The 19,171-nt window shown below is 68.1% G+C and carries 19 protein-coding genes; 1 reads left to right on the forward strand and 18 read right to left on the reverse strand.

Annotation, left to right across the window (positions count from 1 at the left end):
* Nucleotides 1-11: 11 nt before the first annotated feature.
* Nucleotides 12-968: a LysR substrate-binding domain-containing protein gene (locus ABEA07_RS09330; protein ID WP_345537389.1), complete on the forward strand. Its 957-nt coding sequence runs from the start codon at nucleotides 12-14 to the stop codon at nucleotides 966-968.
* Between the two features lie 14 nt (nucleotides 969-982).
* Here the strand turns inward: ABEA07_RS09330 and ABEA07_RS09335 are convergent, their stop codons facing one another.
* From ABEA07_RS09335 to ABEA07_RS09420, 18 genes are all read right to left on the reverse strand, one after another.
* Nucleotides 983-1,342, reverse strand: coding sequence for a DUF1428 domain-containing protein (locus tag ABEA07_RS09335; RefSeq protein WP_345537390.1), 360 nt, complete (start codon nucleotides 1,340-1,342; stop codon nucleotides 983-985).
* A 247-nt stretch (nucleotides 1,343-1,589) separates the two neighbouring features.
* Entirely contained in the window at nucleotides 1,590-2,066 is a 477-nt protein-coding gene (locus ABEA07_RS09340) for a hypothetical protein (protein ID WP_345537391.1), read from the reverse strand.
* 112 nt (nucleotides 2,067-2,178) lie between these two features.
* Nucleotides 2,179-3,084 carry an SDR family oxidoreductase gene (locus ABEA07_RS09345; protein WP_345537392.1) on the reverse strand — a complete coding sequence of 302 codons (906 nt, stop codon included), beginning with the start codon at nucleotides 3,082-3,084 and terminating at the stop codon, nucleotides 2,179-2,181.
* Between the two features lie 117 nt (nucleotides 3,085-3,201).
* On the reverse strand, nucleotides 3,202-4,140 hold the full coding sequence (locus ABEA07_RS09350; protein ID WP_345537393.1) for a glutathione S-transferase family protein: 939 nt from the start codon (nucleotides 4,138-4,140) through the stop codon (nucleotides 3,202-3,204).
* A 28-nt stretch (nucleotides 4,141-4,168) separates the two neighbouring features.
* Complete coding sequence (locus ABEA07_RS09355; RefSeq protein WP_345537395.1) at nucleotides 4,169-5,812, reverse strand: isovaleryl-CoA dehydrogenase; 1,644 nt, start codon at nucleotides 5,810-5,812, stop codon at nucleotides 4,169-4,171.
* Nucleotides 5,813-5,830: 18 nt separating this feature from the next.
* Complete coding sequence (locus ABEA07_RS09360) at nucleotides 5,831-6,847, reverse strand: NADP-dependent oxidoreductase (RefSeq protein WP_345537396.1); 1,017 nt, start codon at nucleotides 6,845-6,847, stop codon at nucleotides 5,831-5,833.
* Nucleotides 6,848-6,860: 13 nt separating this feature from the next.
* A complete protein-coding gene (locus ABEA07_RS09365; RefSeq protein WP_345537397.1) occupies nucleotides 6,861-7,322 on the reverse strand; it encodes a PaaI family thioesterase in 462 nt (153 codons plus the stop codon).
* Nucleotides 7,323-7,444: 122 nt separating this feature from the next.
* Entirely contained in the window at nucleotides 7,445-8,242 is a 798-nt protein-coding gene (locus ABEA07_RS09370; protein ID WP_345537398.1) for an SDR family oxidoreductase, read from the reverse strand.
* Nucleotides 8,243-8,451: 209 nt separating this feature from the next.
* The gene (locus ABEA07_RS09375; protein WP_345537399.1) at nucleotides 8,452-8,655 is read right to left on the reverse strand and encodes a hypothetical protein; all 204 of its coding nucleotides are present in this window, start codon (nucleotides 8,653-8,655) and stop codon (nucleotides 8,452-8,454) included.
* 1 nt (nucleotide 8,656) lies between these two features.
* Nucleotides 8,657-10,489, reverse strand: a complete 1,833-nt coding sequence (locus ABEA07_RS09380) for an acyl-CoA dehydrogenase (protein WP_345537401.1) — start codon at nucleotides 10,487-10,489, stop codon at nucleotides 8,657-8,659.
* Nucleotides 10,486-10,692 carry a hypothetical protein gene (locus ABEA07_RS09385; RefSeq protein ID WP_345537403.1) on the reverse strand — a complete coding sequence of 69 codons (207 nt, stop codon included), beginning with the start codon at nucleotides 10,690-10,692 and terminating at the stop codon, nucleotides 10,486-10,488. Before ABEA07_RS09385 ends, ABEA07_RS09380 begins: the two co-directional genes overlap by 4 nt.
* A complete protein-coding gene (locus tag ABEA07_RS09390) occupies nucleotides 10,689-11,180 on the reverse strand; it encodes a nucleotidyl transferase AbiEii/AbiGii toxin family protein (RefSeq protein ID WP_345537405.1) in 492 nt (163 codons plus the stop codon). The genes ABEA07_RS09385 and ABEA07_RS09390 overlap by 4 nt, the downstream gene beginning before the upstream one ends.
* 66 nt (nucleotides 11,181-11,246) lie before the next feature.
* Complete coding sequence (locus tag ABEA07_RS09395; protein WP_345537406.1) at nucleotides 11,247-12,422, reverse strand: acetyl-CoA C-acyltransferase; 1,176 nt, start codon at nucleotides 12,420-12,422, stop codon at nucleotides 11,247-11,249.
* A gap of 32 nt (nucleotides 12,423-12,454) precedes the next feature.
* Nucleotides 12,455-13,924: a M20 family peptidase gene (locus ABEA07_RS09400; RefSeq protein ID WP_345537407.1), complete on the reverse strand. Its 1,470-nt coding sequence runs from the start codon at nucleotides 13,922-13,924 to the stop codon at nucleotides 12,455-12,457.
* A 19-nt stretch (nucleotides 13,925-13,943) separates the two neighbouring features.
* Nucleotides 13,944-16,046: a 3-hydroxyacyl-CoA dehydrogenase NAD-binding domain-containing protein gene (locus ABEA07_RS09405; RefSeq protein ID WP_345537409.1), complete on the reverse strand. Its 2,103-nt coding sequence runs from the start codon at nucleotides 16,044-16,046 to the stop codon at nucleotides 13,944-13,946.
* A gap of 206 nt (nucleotides 16,047-16,252) precedes the next feature.
* On the reverse strand, nucleotides 16,253-16,948 hold the full coding sequence (locus ABEA07_RS09410) for an ABC transporter ATP-binding protein (protein WP_345537410.1): 696 nt from the start codon (nucleotides 16,946-16,948) through the stop codon (nucleotides 16,253-16,255).
* A gap of 23 nt (nucleotides 16,949-16,971) precedes the next feature.
* Nucleotides 16,972-17,742, reverse strand: a complete 771-nt coding sequence (locus ABEA07_RS09415; RefSeq protein WP_345537412.1) for an ABC transporter ATP-binding protein — start codon at nucleotides 17,740-17,742, stop codon at nucleotides 16,972-16,974.
* Entirely contained in the window at nucleotides 17,739-19,064 is a 1,326-nt protein-coding gene (locus ABEA07_RS09420) for a branched-chain amino acid ABC transporter permease (RefSeq protein ID WP_345537554.1), read from the reverse strand. The genes ABEA07_RS09415 and ABEA07_RS09420 overlap by 4 nt, the downstream gene beginning before the upstream one ends.
* Nucleotides 19,065-19,171: the final 107 nt, after the last annotated feature.

The raw sequence follows: 19,171 nt of genomic DNA on the forward strand, positions 1-19,171 counted from the left end.
ATTTTTTGTCCATGGATGAATACATCTCACCCATCAGGCCCAGCCGCCGCCTGCCGCCCTTGTCCTCGCTGCGCGCCTTCGAGGCGGCCGCCGCGCATTCGAGCTTCCAGCGCGCGGCGGCCGAACTGTCGGTCACGCCCACGGCCATCAGCCACCAGGTGCGCGGCCTGGAAGCCGGCCTGGGCCAGCCGCTGTTCAGCCGGCTCACGCGGCAATTGGTGCTGACGCCCGCGGGCCTGCGCCTGTTCCATGCTTTGCGCGAAGGCTTCGACCAGTTCGAGGCCGGCATCCGGGCCCTGCGGGCGTCCGCCGGCAGCGCGACCGTGACGCTGAGCACCAACACGGCCTTCGCCGCCAAATGGGTCCTGCCGCGCCTGGCGGCCTTCCGGCAAGCCTGCCCCGGCATCGAGTTGCGGCTGCATGCGAGCGACACGCTGGTCGACTTGGCGCGCGGCGATGCAGACCTCGCCATCCGCTCCGGCCGCGGCGAGTGGGCGGGTCTCGCGACCGCCGAACTGATGGCCGAGCGCTATGCGCCGATGTGCAGCCCGGCGCTGGGCCTGCGGCATGCGCGGGACCTGGGCAAACACCGGCTGATCCACTGCGACTGGCAGCCGAACGCGCAGGCGCCTGCGGTCTGGCCGCGCTGGTTCGAGGAAGCGGGCGTTCCCCAGCCCCGGACCAGGACGCCCGGGACGTCCAGGACGCGCACGCGCGGCGCGGCTTCGGCAGGCCTGTCCTTCTCGGACGAGACCCATGCCCTGCTCGCGGCGCTCGCCGGTCAGGGCGTGGCCCTGCTGAGCCTGACACTGACCGGGGCGGAACGGGCCAGCGGCGCGCTGGTGCAGCCCTTCGGGCCGGCGCTCGAGACCGGCAGCTACTTCCTCGCCGCCGCCAAAGGCAGGGAACGCGAACCGGCGATCCGGACGGTGTGGGCGTGGATCGCGGCCCAGCCCGGGGGTGCCTGAGGCGGCCGGGCGCGTCAGGCCTCGACCAGCGTTTCGAAGCCGCCCCAGAACATGCGCTTGCCGTCGAAGGGCAAGGTCTCGGGGTCCATCATGTCGGCCAGGCGGGGATCGGCCATCACCTTGGCATTCACCTCGTCGCGGTGCGCGCGCGACTCGTAGACGATGTACGAAAAGATCACCACCTCGTCGTCCTTGAGGATCACGGCCTGCGGAAAGGACGTGAGTTCGCCGGACTTGACATCGTCGGCCACGCATTCGCGGTACTCGAGGGCCCCGTGCTCGCGCCAGATCTTCCCTGCGAGGGTGGCCATCTCCCGGTAGCGCTCGATGTTGCGCCTGGGGACCGGAAGCACATATCCGTCGACGTAAGCCATGCAGATCTCCTTGGGTGGGAACGACTCAGCCTACTCCCCCGCGCCGGCAGCGCAAGCGCCGGCCGCGCCACCTACCCGGGTCGGCCGGGGTTCCTGCTGCAGTGAACATGTCCCCGCGGAGCGTGGAAAAGCTTGTGGAAAAGTGCATGAGCAACTGCGCCATCCCTTGTCCCACAAGGCTTTCCGCCGGATTGCCTGTCGAAGAAGCAGTGGGTTACAACGAAATGCAACAGTTACGCCGAAAGGTTTAGTTTTCGCAGAGCCACTTTTCCGCGCAGGCTTCGAATAGCGGAATGTTCTGGTCGATCTCGTCGTGCAGAAACCGGCGCGCGCCTTCGCGCGCATGGCCGTCCAGCGCCAGCCACGCTTCCCACAGGCGGCTGTCGGCGGGTGGTGGCGTGGCCTCCCAGACCAGGGCGGCAATGGGCAGTGTCTCGGCCGCGGGCAGGTCCGACCAGATGATGCCGATGCGCGACAGCGGACTGGGCGCGCCGCCCACCTCGATGCCGGTGCGCACGCGTCCGTTCTCTTCCTCGATCACGGGGCCGAAGCCGCCGCACAGCAACACGTGCAGCAGGTCCGAGGGCTCGGCGTGGCGCACCCATTCGTCGGCCCGGCGCGCCAGCTGGGCGCCGAGATCCGCCTTGGTGAGGTGCGCCCGGGCCGGGCTCGCGGCATTCTGGACGGGCTGCGCAGGCGCGGCCATGGCGTGGAACTGCTGCATTACCGCAACGGCAGGAAGACAGTCATCGCGCCAGTGTCGCCATGGCAGGGTTTTTGTCTGCCAGCGGTGGCCTACGCGCTGCCGGCCGGCCACCGACATGGCCGGCTGGCGCTCAGCCCGCGCGCAATTGGGCGCGCAGCTGCGCCCCGATGTCCGGCCGCGCCAGGAAGGGATCGGCCGGGTTCTCGATGTTGACGATGTTCTCCATCCGGCTGCGCACGTTGCCCAACGCCTTGGGGTGGCTGAACACGTAGAACTGGTTGGCGCTGATGGCTTCGAAGACCATGTGCGCCACCTCCGCCGCGGTGACCTTGCCGCTGCTGACCGCCTTGTTGCTCATCGCCTGGCCGATCAGCTGGCTCCGGGTGAGCTGGTCCGCCGCCAGTGCGCCCGGGCGGTTGCGCTCGCTGCTGGTGATGCCGGTGGGGACGAAGTACGGGCACAGCAGGCTGGCGCCGACCTGGTCGGTGATGAGCTTGAGGTCCTGGTAGAGCGTCTCGGTCAGGCTCACGACCGCGGCCTTCGCGGTGTTGTAGATGCCCATGTTGGGCGGCGTCAGCAGGCCTGCCATGCTGGCCGTGTTGACGATGTGGCCGCGGTAGGCCGGGTCCTGGGCGGCGGCCTCCAGCATCATCGGCGTGAACAGGCGCACGCCGTGCACCACGCCCCAGAGGTCGACGCCGAGCACCCACTCCCAGTCGGCCACGGTGTTCTCCCACACCAGGCCGCCGGCGCCGACGCCCGCGTTGTTGAACACGAAGTGCGGCGCACCGAATCGCTCCTTGACCGCGGCGGCCAGCGCTTCCATCTGCCCCGCATCGGAGACGTCGACCCGGCGCGCCATCACCTGCGCACCGGCCGCTTCCATCTCGGCGGCGGCGCGGTCCAGCGCATCCTGCTGCACGTCGACCAGCACCAGGTTCATGCCCCGTGCCGCGCCGATGCGCGCGCATTCGAGGCCGAAGCCGGAGCCGGCGCCGGTGAGGACGGCGGTGGTGCCCTTGAAATCCTGAATCATCTGTACATCCTTGTGGTTGCGTGGAACACCGCGGAACCGGCTTTGCCGGGCCGCTGGTGTTGCCCCCGGAAGGGGGTTGGCGAAAGCGACACGAAGTGCGCGAAGCCTGGGGGAGAGCTAAGGCTCCAGCTTGCGCAGCGTGTAGCCGATGCGCGGAAAGTGCACGTGCACCGTGCCCGCGCGGGCGTCCTTGCGGCGCAGCGTGTAGTGCGTGCGCGTGGCGGCGATCAGTTCGCCCTCGCTGGGTTCGGGACCGAAGCTCTCGGCAGCGATCGTCACGCGCGTGCCCAGCGGGATGCCGTGGTCGTCCTGGAAGGTGCTGTCCGACAGCAGCGTGTGCGGCGTCGAGGCGGCGGCCACGGCGATGGCCTGGGCCGCATCGAAGCCTTCCATCGTGCCGTGGCCGATGGCGGCCATGCGGTCCAGCCAGTCGCTCACGGCCGGTGTGAACTGCAGGACACCGGCCATCGAGGGCGTGCGCTTGCGGGTGAACCACAGTGCGTGGTAACAGGCGAAGTCGGCCACCGTCGGATACGCGCCCAGCAGGTAGTCGGTGTCGTCCAGCATGTCGGACAGGCGCCGCAGGTAGGACTTGTAGGCCGCCGCGGCATCGCCCGGGCGGTGGCGGACCATGTTGACGCTCATGGCCTTGCGGTCTTCGGCCAAGGCACGGGCCGCCTCGGGCGGCGCGTTGGCGAACAGGTCGGCCTGGCCCTTGCCGCTGAAGTTGTAGCCCATGGCGGCCCAGAAGAGCGTGCTGTCGCCCCACTGCGCGACCACGCGTTCCAGGCCCTTGCCGGGCTCGGGGTAGATCGAGGGCATCGGCGCCACGTGCTCCAGCACGTCGCAGATGAGGGCGGTGTCGCAGTAGACGTCGGCGCCGATCTGCAGCACCGGCGTGCGGCGGTAGCCGCCGGTGAGCGCCGCCAGATCGGGCTTGGGCGCGATCTGCGGAATGATCACCGACTTCCACGCCAGCTTCTTGTAGCCCAGGATCAGGCGGATCTTCTCGGAGAAGGGCGAGGTGGCGTAGTGATGGAGGATCAGGTCGGCCATGAGGCTCCTTGGTTCAGCGCCCGGCTTCTCACTGCGGGCGGGCTCGGGCGATGATCGCATCGAAATCCGCGCCGGCACCCAGGGTGCCGAAGGCATGGCCCCAGTCGCCGCCGAGGCGCGAGGCGCAGAAGGCATCCGACACCGCCGGGGGCGCGGTCTGCACCAGCAGCGATGCCTGCACGGCCAGGGCCAGGTCCTGCGCCAGGCGGCGCGCCTCGACCTCGGTGGCCATGGCCTCGATGCGCGCGGGCAGCGCATCGGCCAGGCGGTCGAGTGCCGCGTGGCTGCCGCGCGCCGGCGTCAGCTCCTGAGCCAGTGCCGCGACGGCATCGCCCTTTCGCGTGGCGCGCAGCAGGTCCAGCGCCATGATGTTGCCGGCGCCTTCCCAGATGGAGTTGAGCGGCATCTCGCGGTAGATGCGGGCCATCACGCCCTCGCCGCCCTCCTCCACGTAGCCGTTGCCGCCGAGGCATTCCATCGCCTCCTGGGCCAGGTGGCTGCCGCGCTTGCAGATCCAGAACTTGGCGACCGGCGTGAGCACGCGGGCCATCAGGCGCTCGTGCGGGTCCTGCGGACGGTCGAAGGCGCGTGCGAGGCGGACGGCCAGCGCGGTGGCGGCCTCGCTTTCGAGGGCGAGATCGGCCAGCACGTTCTTCATCAGCGGCTGCGCGGCCAGCAGCTTGCCGAAGGCCTGGCGCTGGTGCGTGTGGTGCAGCGCCAGGCTCAGGGCCTGCCGCATCAGGCCGCTGGTGCCCAGGGCACAGTCGAGGCGCGTCATGGTGCCCATCTCGAGGATCTGCGGGACGCCGCGGCCTTCCTCGCCGACCAGCCAGGCGCTGGCGCCGTGGAACTCGACCTCGGAGCTCGCGTTGGCCTTGTTGCCCAGCTTGTCCTTCAGGCGCTGGATGCGGATCGCGTTGCGGCTGCCGTCCTCCAGCACGCGCGGCAGGAAGAAGCAGCTCAGGCCGGCCGGCGCCTGCGCCAGCACCAGGAAGGCGTCGCACATGGGCGCAGAGAAGAACCACTTGTGGCCGGTGAGCTCATAGCGCTCGCCCCACGCGTCGCCGCCGGCGCGCACGGCGCGCGTGGTGTTGGCCCGCACGTCGGAGCCGCCCTGCTTCTCGGTCATGCCCATGCCCATGGTGAGCCCGGGCTTGTCGCGCCAGTGCCGCAGCTGCGGGTCGTACCAGAGGCTGGCGAGCCTGGGGCCCCAGTCGGCGAAGATGGCCGCGTTGCCGCGCAGTGCGGGGGTGACCGCGTAGCTCATCGAGATGGGGCAGAGGATCGAGGGCTCCAGCTCGGTGAAGAGCATGAAGCCGGCGGCGCGCTGGGCGTGGGGCGAGGCGGACTGGCCGCTCCACGGCGCGCCGTGCAGCCCGGCGCCCACCGCCGCCTTCATCAAGGCGTGGTAGCTCGGATGAAACTCCACCTCGTCGATGCGCCGCCCGAAGCGGTCGTGCGTGTGCAGCACCGGCGGGTTGGTGTTCGCCAGCCGCGCATGCGCCTGCATCTCGGCGCTGCCGAGCAGGCCGCCCAGGTGTTCCAGCGGCGCCAGCTGCAACTGCGGCGCGTTGAAGCGCAGCACATCGCGCAAGGGCCGGTTCGTCTCGAACAGGTTGTAGTCGACCAGCGGCGTGGGCTGGTTGAAGACCTCGTGCGTCGCGGTGTCCATCGCGGCCCCGTTTGGCGCCTAGACCAGCTTCACCAGCTGCTTGCCGAAGTTCTTGCCCTTGAGCAGGCCCAGGAAGGCCTCCGGCGCGGCCTCGATGCCCTGCGCGACCGACTCGCGCGGCCGCAGCTTGCCGCTGCCCACCAGCTGGCCCAGCTCGGCCAGCGCCTCGGGCCATACGTCCATGTGCTCGCTGACGATGAAGCCTTCGAGCTTGATGCGGTTGATCAAGAGCAGCGCCGGATTGGCCAGCGGCAGCGGCTGCCCGTCGTAGCCGGCGATCATGCCGCACAGCGCGATGCGGGCGAAGGCATTGCAGCGCATCAGCACCGCATCGAAGATGTAGCCGCCGACGTTCTCGAAGTAGCCGTCGATGCCCTGGGGGCAGGCTTCCTTGAGCGCCGCGCTCATGCTCTTGGCATCGGGATGCTGCCGGTAGTCGATGCAGTCGTCGAAGCCCAGCTCTTCCTTGACGTAGCGGCACTTGTCCGCACCGCCCGCGATGCCCACCACCCGGCAGCCACGCGCCTTGGCGAGCGCGCCGAAGGCGCTGCCGACTGCGCCGCTGGCGGCCGTGACCACCAGGGTCTCGCCGGCCTTGGGCTGGATGATCTTCACCAGGCCGTACCAGGCGGTCACGCCGGGCATGCCGACCGCGCCGAGGTAGTGCGACAGCGGCACGTGGGTGGTGTCCACCTTGCGCAGGGTGCCGGGCTGCGAGGCATCGACCACGCTGTATTCCTGCCAGCCGCCGAAGCCCACCACCTTGTCGCCGACCGCGAACTTCGGATGGCGGCTCTCCACCACCTCGCCGGCGGTGCCGCCCTGCATCACCTGCCCTAGGGGCTGCGGCTGGGCGTAGCTCTTGGCGTCGTTCATGCGGCCGCGCATGTACGGGTCCAGGCTCAGGAAGTGGTGGCGCACCAGGACCTGGTTCTCCTGCAGGGGCGGCGTCTCGCTGCTGACCAGCTTGAAGTTCGAGGCCGTGGCCTCGCCCTCCGGGCGGTTGTCGAGCAGTTGCTGTCGGTTGGTGGGCATGGTGGGAAGTCTCCTAGTCTGTGGACGGCGGGCGCATCTCGTTGGCGCTCGCGGGGCCGGTGGGCAGGCGGTGCTTCACGTACTTGAAGGTGCCGGTGGCGTGGGCGCAGGCGCGTTCCTGCGCATCGTAGATCGTCGCCTCGGTGAATGCGAGCGTGGCGGTGCGGTGCATGAGCCGTCCGCGCGCGCGCAGCGGGCCGACCGAGGGGCGCATGAAGGTGGTCTTCATCTCGATCGTGACGCAGCCCAGCTCGGGGGTCTGGCTGCGCGCCGCCGCGGCCATGGTGATGTCGAGCAGCGTCATGCAGGCGCCGCCGTGGGCCACGTCGAAGGTGTTGAGGTGCTCCGGCTTCGGCGTGTATTCGATCTCGGACTCGCCGCCTTCGAACTTCGTGATCTGGAAGCCCAGGTGATGCGCGAAGGGGATGCGGCTGGTGAAGGCGCGCAGGTCGAGGTCGCTGGATTCAGAAGGCATGGGCGTGGGTAGGAATCAAACGTTGACAGCGACACCGCTGAACCGGCTTGGCCGGGCCGCCGGCGTTGCCCCCGGGAAGGGGGTGGCGGGCCACACGAAACGGGGGACGCTGGGGGAGAAGTTCATGCGGCGCCCAGGACGACGCTCACGCCGCCGTCGACGGCCAACCACTGCCCGGTGATGTGCTTGCCCGCGTCGCTCGCGTAGAGCAGCGTGATGCCCTTGAGGTCCTCGTCGTCGCCCAGCCGCCCCAGGGGTGCGGCGGCGGCCATCTTCTCCTCGCCCAGCGACTTGATCAGGCCGGCCGCCATCTTGGTCATGAAGAAGCCGGGGCAGATCGCGTTGACGTTGATGCCGTAGCGGCCCCACTCGGCCGCCAGCGTGCGGGTGAAACCGATCACCGCGGTCTTGGAGGTGTTGTAGGCCAGCGTCCGCATCTCGGGCGGGTTGCCGTTCAGCCCGGCGATGGAGGCGATGTTGATGATGCGCCCGCTCTTCTTCGGGATCATGTAGCCGCGCGCGATCTGCTGCGCCAGGATGAAGTAGCCGCGGACGTTGAGGTTCATCACCTTGTCCCAGGCCTCCACCGGGTGCTCCTCGGCCGGTGCGCCCCAGCTCGCGCCCGCATTGTTCACCAGGATGTCGACTGCGCCCATGCGCTCCAGGGTCTCGTCGGCGAGGCGCCGGGTGTCCTCCTCCTTGGCGCAGTCGGCGGCGATCCAGCGCGCGTCGATGCCGGCGGCCTGCAACTCGGCCGCGGCCTGCTCCAGGTCATCGGCCTTGCGCGAGCTCAGCATGATCTTCGCGCCGGCCTCGCCCAGTGCGTGGGCCATCTGCAGGCCGAGGCCGCGCGAGCCGCCGGTGACCAGCGCGGTCTTGCCGCTCAGGTCGAACAGTTGCTGGATGCTTCTTGCACTCATGGGCTTCTCCGTTAGGTCAGAGGTTTCGGGTTGCGCATCAGTTTTCCACCACGCTTTCGCATGAGGCGCGACGCGCGAAATTCGCAGGCCGCGAAGCCGGCCCGTTCGGGAGCACCCGCGGAACCGGCTTTGCCGGGCCGCCGGGTGCGCCCCCGGCGAGGGGGTTGGCGGACCACACGAAGTGGGGGAGCCTGGGGGAGAGCTTCATTTCAGGGCTTGAGCCTGGAGCGCACGTAGATCAGCACGATGCCGGCCACTGCCAGCGCGGCCCCAGGGACGCCGACGGACCAGCCGAAGGCCTCGTTCTGGCGGCCCGTCGCGATGCCCAGGATCAACAGGAACAGGCCGCCGTAGATCAGGACCCAGGTCCATTTCTCGAGTGCGGCATGGGGCTTCGCGGGGGGTGTCGACATATCAGAAAGCTTCCTCGGGCAAGGCTGCACAGGTCGGATCGCGGCGCTCCACCACCTGGAGCCAGGCGTCGATCTTGGGCAGCTCGTAATGAAAGAAATAGTCGGCGGCGCCGACACGCCCCATCGTAGCCGGCTGCGCCTTGGCCGGATCGGCTTGCAGGGCACGGTCGGCCACGTCGAGCCAGATCCACGCGAGCACCAGGTGGCCGAAGGCCTGCATGTAGGGCACGGCGTTGGCCAGCGCCTCCTGCGGATTGCCGGTGGACCAGGCGGCGCGGGTGGCACTGCCCACGCGCTGCAGGGCCTCGCCCAGCGCCCTGGCATGGCCGGCCAGTGAAGGCACGGCCGCCGCGCGGTCCGCGGTGCCGGTGATGCGCCCGGCCAGCAGCTGCAGGCCGCGGCCGTCCTCCATCAGCACCTTGCGGCCCAGCAGGTCGGCCGCCTGGATGCCGTGCGTGCCTTCGTGGATCATGTTCAGCCGGTTGTCGCGCCAGTACTGCTCCACCGGGAAGTCCCGCGTGTAGCCGTAGCCGCCATGCACCTGGATGGCCAGCGAATTCGCCTCCAGGCACCACTCGCTGGGCCAGCTCTTGGCGATGGGGGTGAGCACCTCCAGCAGCAGGCGCGCCTCGTCGGCGGCCTGCGGCTCGCCGGTCTTCTGCTCGTCGACCAGGCGCGCGCAGTAGAGCTCCAGCGCCAGGGCGCCTTCGCAGTACGACTTCTGCGCCAGCAGCATGCGGCGCACGTCGGCGTGCTCGATGATGCGCACCTGCGGCCGGGCCGCATCCTTGCCGGCCGGGCCCGCGGGCCGGCCCTGCGGCCGGTTCTTCGCGTAGTCCAGCGAGGCGTAGTAGCCGGCCATGCCCAGCATGGTGGCCGCGGTGCCGACGCCGATGCGGGCCTCGTTCATCATGTGGAACATGCAGTGCAGGCCCTTGCCGGGCGCGCCGACGAGGTAGCCCACCGCGCCGGCCCGGCCGTCCACCGGGAACTTGCCCTCGCCGAAGTTCAGCAGCGTGTTGGTGGTGCCGCGCCAGCCCAGCTTGTGGTTGAGGCCCGCGAGCGCGACGTCGTTGCGCTGCCCGGTCAGGCGCCCCTCGGTGTCGACCAGTTTCTTCGGCACGATGAACAGCGAGATGCCGCGCGTGCCGGGCACCAGCTTGCCGTTCTCGTCCGGAATCTTGGCCAGCACGATATGGACGATGTTCTCGGTCAGCTCGTGATCGCCCGCCGAGATCCACATCTTGTTGCCGGTGAGGCGGTAGCGCGGGCCCAGCGGATCGTCCTGGAAGTCCGGCCCGTCGGGCACGGCGCGCGTGGCCACGTCGCTGAGGCTGGAGCCGGCCTGCGGCTCCGACAGGCACATGGTGCCCGCCCAGCGGCCGGAGAACTCGTTCTTCGCGAACACCTCCTGCTGCATGGGCGTGCCGTGCACCATGAGCAGGTTGGCATTGCCGCTGGTCAGCATGTTCGAGCCGATGCTGACCGAGGCCATGGCGAAGAAGCTGTTGGCCGCCGCCTGCACCGTGTAGGGCAACTGCATGCCGCCGATGTCGTAGTCCTGCGCCGCGCTCAGCATGCCCGATTCGACGAAGGCCTTGTGGGCCTCGTGCGTGGCCTGCGGCAGGATCACCTTGTCTCCGTCGAACTGCGGCTCCTGGGTGTCGACGATGCGGTTGTTCGGCGCGTACTTCTCGCGCGCGATGCGCTCGCAGGTGTCGAGCACCGCGTCGAAGGTCTCGCGCGAATGGTCGGCGAAGCGCTCGCGCTGGTTGAGCGATTCGGCCTGGAGCCAGTCGTAGAGCAGGAAGTCGAGGGTGGGGCGAAGGCTCATGGCTTGTCTGGTCGAGTGGCGGGCTGCTTTTGCAGCAGCCATGCTTCCAGGTTCTCGGATGCCATCGGAAGCGGTTGCAACAGCTGGCGTATCCGCGGCTCGGCACGCGCCAGCAACTCCGGGTTCTGTTGATATGCCGTCAGGATGAATGCTCGATTGGCTTCGATCTCGCGCAGCAACTTCAGATTGGCTTTGGCGTTCATGATCCAGTTCCACCAAGCTTCTTGAGCTCCTCGATATCGATGAGATCCTTGCCCCGACCCGTCCCTGTCTTCATCGCGATCAGATGTTCGATGGACGCGATAGGCACATCCAGCGGCCCGACCCTGCGCACCAACGCGTCTCGACGAAGTTCTTCGAACGGAACGATGGGTTTGATCAGTACATCGATCACTGTCGCCATCATGTCCGGCTCTCTGAGTCCGAATGCGAGCATCCCCTTGTCACGATGCCACTGGTCGAGCAAGTCGGGCTTTGCCAGCGACTCGAGTGGCACCGGAATCACCGGATGGAGGTTGGCGGCCTTGGCGCAGGCAATAAATCTCGCCAAGTTGTCAGCGTCCATCGCAAGCACGACATCGACGTCCATCGTGACCCGGTGGTAGCCATGCAGCGTCACCGCGAGGCCGCCAACAAGCACATAGTCCACGTGTGCGTCGCCAAGCGACCGAAGAAGATCGAACATGCTCATGGCGCGATGGTAGATGAGCCTGCTGCAACTTGTTTCACCGCAATGGCGCGCGCCGCTGGCTCAGGATCAGAGCACCTCAAACACGCCCGCCGCCCCCATGCCACCGCCGATGCACATCGTCACCACCACCTTCTTCGCTCCACGGCGCTTGCCTTCGATCAGCGCATGGCCGGTCAGCCGCTGGCCGCTCACGCCGTAGGGGTGGCCCACCGCGATGGCACCGCCGTTGACGTTCAGGCGGTCGCCCGGGATGCCCAGCTTGTCGCGGCAGTAGATCACCTGCACCGCGAAGGCTTCGTTGAGTTCCCAGAGGTCGATGTCGCCGATCGTGAGGCCCAGGCGCTTGAGCACCTTGGGAATGGCGAAGACGGGGCCGATGCCCATCTCGTCCGGCTCGCAGCCGGCGACCGCGAAGCCGAGGAAGCGGCCCAGCGGCTTCAGGCCCTTCTTCTCCGCGAAGGACTCCTCCACCACCACGCAGGCGCCGCCGCCGTCGGAGAACTGGCTGGCATTGCCGGCCGAGATCAGGCCGCCCGGCAGCGCCGAGCGGATGCCGCTGATGCCTTCCTTGGTGGTGCCGGGGCGGATGCCCTCGTCGTTCTCCACCGTGACTTCCTTGGTGCGCAGGCCCATGACCGGGTCGGCCACGCCGGCCAGCACGGTGATCGGCGCGATCTCGTCCTTGAACAGGCCTTTCTCCAGCGCCGCCGTGGCCTTCTGCTGGCTGGCCGCGCCGTACTCGTCCATGGCGTCGCGGCCGATGTCGTAGCGCTTGGCCACCTGCTCGGCGGTCTGCAGCATGTTCCAGTAGATCTCGGGCTTGTGCTTGACCAGCCAGGGGTCGGCCAGCATGTGCGTGTTCATCTCGTTCTGCACGCAGGAGATGCTTTCCACGCCGCCGGCCACGTACACCTCGCCCTCGCCCGCGATGATGCGCTGCGCCGCGGTCGCGATGGTCTGCAGGCCGGAGGAACAGAAGCGGTTGATGGTCATGCCCGAGGTGGTGATGGGCAGCCCGGCACGCAGCGCGATCTGCCGCGCGATGTTGGCGCCGGTGGCGCCCTCGGGGTTGGCGCAGCCCATGATCACGTCGTCGACCTGCGCAGGCTCGATGCCGGCGCGTGCGACCGCATGCTGCACGGCATGGCCGCCGAGGGTGGCACCATGCGTCATGTTGAAGGCGCCTTTCCAGCTCTTGGCGAGCGGCGTGCGGGCGGTGGAGACGATGACGGCGCGGGTCATGGTGAGGTCCTTTGCAACGGGGAAAGAAATACTTACTGGGGCTGCGCGGTGTTGCGCAGCAGCTGGTGATAGAACTGGATCATCTCGACGTAGTTGGCGATCGAGATGCGCTCGTTGGTGCCGTGAAAGCGCGGCAGTTCGTCCGGCTTGGCGCGCACGGGCGAGAAGCGGTAGACCGCGTCGCTGACGATCGAGAAATGGCGCGAATCGGTGGCCGCGATCATCAGGCCCGGCGCCACCACAGCCTCCGGAAACACCTGGCGCACCGACTGGGCAATGGCGCGGTAGCCCAGGCCTTCGCTCGGCGAGACCGGCGAAGGTTCGGAGTTGCCGGGATAGGCCTGGACCGCGATCGCGTCGTTGGCCAGCGTCTTGCGCAGGTGCGCCTCCACCGAGGCCAGGCTGTCGCCCGGCAGCACGCGGAAGTTGACGGCGGCCTCGGCCCGCCCTGGCAGCACGTTGTCCTTGTTGCCGGCGCGCACGATGGTCAGCGCGGTTGTGGTGCGCAGCATCGCGTTGCTGCTCGCGCCCTTTTCGAGCTGGCCTTGCACCACGGGGCCGAAGAGCCACAGGTTGGACAAGGCGACGCGGTTGAAGCCGTGCATCTCCGGCGCCAGTGCACCGAACATCTCGCCCGCCACGCCGCGGATGGCGGCCGGCATCGGGTTCGCCTCCAGGCGGGCCAACGCGGCACTCATGCCACCGATCGCGGTGGCCGAAGGCGGCATGGACGAGTGGCCCGGCGGCACGTCGAGCGAGAGGAAGAAGGTCGCATAGCCCTTCTCCGCCAGCCCGATCAGCGCGGCCGGCTTGTCCAGGCCCGGCAGCACACCCTCGGTGACCAGCAGGCCCTCGTCGAGCACCCACTCGAGCCTGACGCCGCGCGACTTCAGCAGCTCGGCAATGGGCTTCGCACCGCGCAGGCCGCTCACCTCTTCGTCGTCGCCGGCCACCAGGTACACCGTCTGCCGCGGCTGGAAGCCCTGCGCCAGCAGCATCTCGACAGCCTCCATCTGCGCCAGCAGATTGCCCTTGTTGTCCCAGGCGCCGCGGCCCCAGACGAAGCCGTTCTTGATCTCGCCGCTGAAGGGGTCGACCTCCCAGGCCTTCTCGGTGCCGGGTGCGATGGGCACCACATCCTGGTGGGCCATCAGTGCGATCGGCCGGGCCGACGGATCGCTGCCGGCCCAGGTGTAGAGCAGCGCGTTGTCGCCCACCACCTCTTTCTTGAGCGTGGCATGCAGCCTGGGGAAGTGCTGCGCCAGGTAGGCGTGAAGCTTCTGGAACTCCTCGCCGTTGCGCTGCAGGCCCTCGAAGCTGGAGACGGTGCGAATGGGGATCGCGCCGGCGAGCCGCTGGGCGGCGGCGCGCTCGTCGACCGCCGCCTTCTGGATGGCCGGCACCTGGAGCTGGACCGAGGGCCGGCGCCAGGTGTTGACCGCGACCGCCACGGTCAGCACCACGAGTGCCGCCAGCAGCGCGAGCAGGATCCGCTTGAGCACGACCGCGTCCCGCCCCCGCTCAGCCGAACTGCCTGCCTTCGGCCACCAGCTTGCGGATCAGCGGCGCAGGCTGCCAGAAGTCCGCGTCGTCGCGCGGGTTCTTCGCGAAGCGCTTCATGGCTTCGGCCACGTTGTACAGGCCCACCTGGTTCGCGTAGTGCATCGGGCCGCCGCGCCAGATCGGGAAGCCGTAGCCGGTGAGATAGACCATGTCGATGTCGCCCGACTTGGAGGCGATGCCGTCCTCGAGGATGTGGGCGCCTTCGTTGACCAGCGCGTAGACCAGGCGCTGCACGATCTCCTCGTCGGAGATCTTGCGCGGCGTGATGCCCAGTTCCTTGCGGTGATCCTCGATCATCTTGTTCACCAGCGCCGACGGAATGGCGTCGCGCTTGCCGGGCTGGTAGTCGTACCACCCTGCCCCGGTCTTCTGGCCGAAGCGGCCCAGCTCGCAGAGCTTGTCGGCGGTGCGGCTGTACTTCATGTCCGGCGTCTCGACGGCGCGGCGCTTGCGGATGGCCCAGCCGATGTCGTTGCCCGCCAGGTCGCCCATGCGGAAGGGACCCATCGCGAAGCCGAACTTCTCGATGGCCTTGTCCACCTGCTGCGGCGTGGCGCCCTCGTCCAGCAGGAAGCCGGCCTGGCGCGAATACTGCTCGATCATGCGGTTGCCGATGAAGCCGTCGCACACCCCGGAGACCACGGCCGTCTTCTTGATCTTCTTGGCGATGCCCATCACGGTGGCCAGCACATCCTTGCCCGTTTTGGCGCCGCGCACCACTTCCAGCAGCTTCATCACATTGGCCGGGCTGAAGAAGTGCATGCCGACCACGTCCTGCGGGCGCTTGGTGAAGGCGGCGATCTTGTCCACGTCCAGCGTGGAGGTGTTGGAAGCGAGGATGGCGCCGGGCTTGGCGACGCGGTCCAGTTCGCCGAACACCTTTTCCTTGACGCCCAGTTCCTCGAACACCGCCTCGATGATCAGGTCGGCGTCCTTCAGGTCGTCATAGGACAGCGTGGTCTTCAGCAGCGCCATGCGCTGCTCGTACTTGTCGGCCTTGAGCTTGCCCTTTTTGACCTGCGCTTCGTAGTTCTTGCGGATGGTGGCGATGCCGCGGTCCAGCGCTTCCTGCTTCATCTCGAGGATGGTGACCGGGATGCCGGCGTTCAGGAAGTTCATGGCGATGCCGCCGCCCATGGTGCCGGCGCCGATCACGCCGACGGTCTTGATGGGGCGCTGCGGCGTGTCGTCCGGCACGTCCGGGATGCGCGAGGCGGCGCGCTCGGCCATGAACAGGTGGCGCAGCGCGATCGACTCGGGCGTGAACATCAGGTTGGTGAAGTGGCGCCGCTCCTCGGCCATGCCCTCGTCGAACTTGCGCTTGGTGGCGGCCTCGACGGCGTCCACGCACTTCAGCGGCGCGGGGTAGTTCTTCGACATCGCGCCGACGGTGTTGCGCGCGAACTGGAAGTAGGCATCGCCCTGCGGGTGCTTGCACGGCAGGTTGCGCACCAGTGGCAACTCGCCGTCCTTGGCGGCCACCGACTTCGCGAACTCCACGGCTTCGTCGAACAGCGACTCCGGCGAGGCGGCCAGCTTGTCGAACAGCTTCTGACCGGGGAGCGACGCGAGCACTTCGCTCTTGACGGCCTCGCCGCTGACGATCATGTTGAGCGCGGTCTCCACGCCCAGCACGCGCGGCAGGCGCTGCGTGCCGCCGGCGCCGGGCAGCAGGCCCAGCTTGACCTCCGGCAGCGCGACGCTGGTGCCGGGTGCGGCCACGCGGTAGTGGCAGCCCAGGGCCAGTTCCAGGCCGCCGCCCATGCAGACCGAATGGATGGCCGCGACGACGGGCTTGGTCGAATGTTCCAGCGCCAGGATCACGCTCAGCAGGTTCGGGTCCTGGATCGCCTTGGGCGTGCCGAACTCCTTGATGTCGGCGCCGCCGGAGAAGGCCTTGCCGGCGCCGGTGATCACGATCGCCTTGACCGCGCCATCGTCCAGGGCCTTCGACAGGCCTTCGGTGATACCGACGCGGGTCGCGTAGCCCAGGCCGTTGACCGGAGGATTCGCCAGGGTGATCACGGCGACATCGCCGAGCACTTTGTATTCAGCCGTCATGCTGCGTTCCTTAGGGATGGGAGAGGATCGGAAAAGCGGATTCGGGGCACACCGGATTCGAGAGCGGCGATGGCATCTTGCGCTGCTGCACCGCATCTAAAAAGCACGGACGTTCTTTTTTCGGGGAAATTCTAGGCGTTTCGGCCAGACTCGCAATGAAGGCCAGTCGCTGGCGGGACAAGAAAAGGCGAGGAAGGCAGAGGCCCTCAGACCTCGAGCCACTCCTTGCGCGTGGTCGCATCGGCACGCAGGCTCGCAGGCGTGCCGTCGAAGACGATGCTGCCGTGGCCCATGACCAGGGCCCGGTCGGAGATCTCCATGGCGATGGTGAGCTTCTGCTCGATCAGCAGCACCGAGATGCCCTTGTCCTTGAGCGTGCGCAGGTACTGCCCCACCAGTTCGACGATCTTGGGCGCGAGGCCCTCGGTCGGCTCGTCGATGATGATCAGGTCGGGGTCGCCCATCAGCGTGCGGCACAGGGTCAGCATCTGCTGCTCGCCGCCGGAGAGCACGCCGGCCTCGGTGTGCTGGCGCTCCTTCAGGCGCGGGAACATGCCGTACATGTCGTCGAAGGACCAGCGGCTGCCCTTGCCGCTGCCCTTCTGGCCGAGCAGAAGGTTCTGGTGCACGGTGAGCTTGGGGAAGATGTCGCGGTTCTCGGGCACGTAGCCGATGCCCAGGTGCGCGATCTCGTAGGCCTTGCGGCGCAGGATGTCCTGGCCCTTCCAGTGCAGGCCGCCCTCTGCATGCACCAGGCCCATGATGGCCTTGGCAGTGGTGGAGCGCCCCGAGCCGTTGCGGCCCAGCAGCGCGACGATCTCCCCGGCATTGACGCCGAAGGAGACGCCGTGCAGCACGTGGCTCTTGCCGTAGTAGGCGTGGATGTCTTCGAGCTTGAGCATGTCGACCGTCCGTCCCTTGCTTGCTAATGTCCCGCGCCCTGCGCATCCGCGACGGCCGAGCCGAGGTAGGCCTCCTGCACGCGCGCATTGGCGCGCACGGCGGCCGGGGTGTCGAAGGCGATGACCTCGCCGTACACCACCACCGCGATCTTGTCGGCCAGGCCGAACACCACGCCCATGTCGTGCTCCACGGTGAGCAGGGTCTTGCCCACCGTGACCTGCTTGATCAGTGCGATGAAGTGCGCGGTCTCGGTCTTGCTCATGCCGGCGGTGGGTTCGTCCAGCAGGATCACGCTGGCACCGCCGGCGATGGTGATGCCGATCTCCAGCGCGCGCTGCTCGGCGTAGGTGAGGTTGACCGCGAGCACGTCGCGCTTCTTTTCCAGGCCCACCTGGCGCAGCAGTTCCTCGGCGCGCTCGTTGGCGTCGTCCAGGTTCGAGAGGAAGCGCAGGAAGCTGTATCGGTAGCCCAGGCTCCACAGCACCCCGCAGCGCAGGTTTTCGAACACGCTGAGCTTGGGGAAGATGTTGGTGATCTGGAAGCTGCGCGACAGCCCGAGCCGGTTGACCTCGAAGGGCCGCATGCCGTCGATGCGCTGGCCGTTCAGCAGCACTTCGCCGCTGGTCGGGGCCAGCCGGCCGCTGATCAGGTTGAACAGCGTGGACTTGCCGGCGCCGTTGGGTCCGATGATGGCGACACGGTCGCCGGCCTGCACCGCCAGGTCCACGCCGCGGATGATCTCGGTCTTGCCGAAGTTCTTGCGCAGATCCTTCAGTTCCAATGCGCAGGTCATGCCAGCTCCCTCCGCTTGATCTCGGCCTCGATCTCCTCCTGGGCCTGGCCCCAGGCCCTCACGAAGCGGCGCCGGATGACCTCGATCAGCCCGACGCCGATCAGCAGCAGTGCCGCGGACCCTGCCCAGCTCGCCGCGCCGGCGGTGTTCAGCGTGACGCCGAAGAAGTCGAGCGAGGGCCCGAGGGCCGAGTTGAGCTGGATGTGGTAGATCATCTCGATCAAGGCCGCCGCGCCGACCACCAGCGGAATGGCCGCGAGTGCGAAGGCGCCGTACAGGCCCCAGAAGCGGTTGAACTTGCCGAACTTCGCCACCCGCAGGTTCATCATGATGAGGCTGGCGATGCCGCCCGGCGCGAACATCACCATGAACACGAAGACCAGCCCGAAGTAGAGCTGCCAGGCCTTCGACAGCTCCGACAGCAGCACCGAGGCGAAGACCAGCAGCACCGCGCCGATGATCGGCCCGAAGAAGAAGGTCGCCCCGCCCAGGAAGGTGAACAGCAGGTAGCCGCCCGAGCGGATGGCGTTCAGGCTGTCGGCCGCGTTGACGATCTCGAAGTTGATCGCCGCCAGCCCGCCGCCGATGCCGGCGAAGAAGCCGGCGATGATGAAGGCGAAGTAGCGCACCCGCTGCGTGTTGTAGCCGATGAATTCCACCCGCTCCGGGTTGTCGCGCACCGCGTTGAGGATGCGGCCCAGCGGCGTGCCGGTGAAGGCGTACATCAGCGCGGTGCAGACGAAGCAGTACGCCGCGATCAGGTAGTACACCTGGATCTGCGGACCGAAGTTGAAGCCGAGGAAGGGGGTGCCGTAGACGCGGTCGGTGGTCACGCCGCCCTCCCCGCCGAAGAAGGTGGGGAACATCAGCGACATGGCGGCCACCAGCTCGCCGATGCCCAGCGTGATCATCGCGAAGGTGGTACCCGACTTCTTGGTGGTGACGAAGCCGAAGAGAGTTGCGAAGAACATGCCGGCCAGCCCGCCGACCAGCGGGATCAGCACCAGCGGGATCGGCCAGCCCCCCTTGCCGGCCAGGTTCATCGCATGGATGGCGATGAAGGAGCCCAGCCCGGTGTAGACCGCATGGCCGAAGCTGAGCATGCCGCCCTGGCCGAGCAGGATGTTGTAGCTCAGGCAGATGACGATGAGGTAGCCGATCTGCGAGGCCATGGTCAGCGCAAGGCTGCTGCGGAAGACGTGCGGTGCGGCGATCAGTGCGAGCGCGAACAGCGTCCAGATCAGGTAGCGGCCGATGTTCCAGGGCTTGAAGCGGTAGTACCGCCTCGGGCGCGATGCATCCTCGGGTCCCCTCGCCGCCATGGTCGAATGTTCCAGATGGTCTTGCGCTGTGCTCATGTCGATTGCTCCATCACGCCTGACGCGTGACGTGACGCTTGAAGAAGGCCGGCCGCGAAGCCGGCCCGTTC

The organism is Variovorax defluvii (assembly GCF_039541515.1).
GTDB classification, from domain to species: domain Bacteria; phylum Pseudomonadota; class Gammaproteobacteria; order Burkholderiales; family Burkholderiaceae_C; genus Variovorax; species Variovorax defluvii.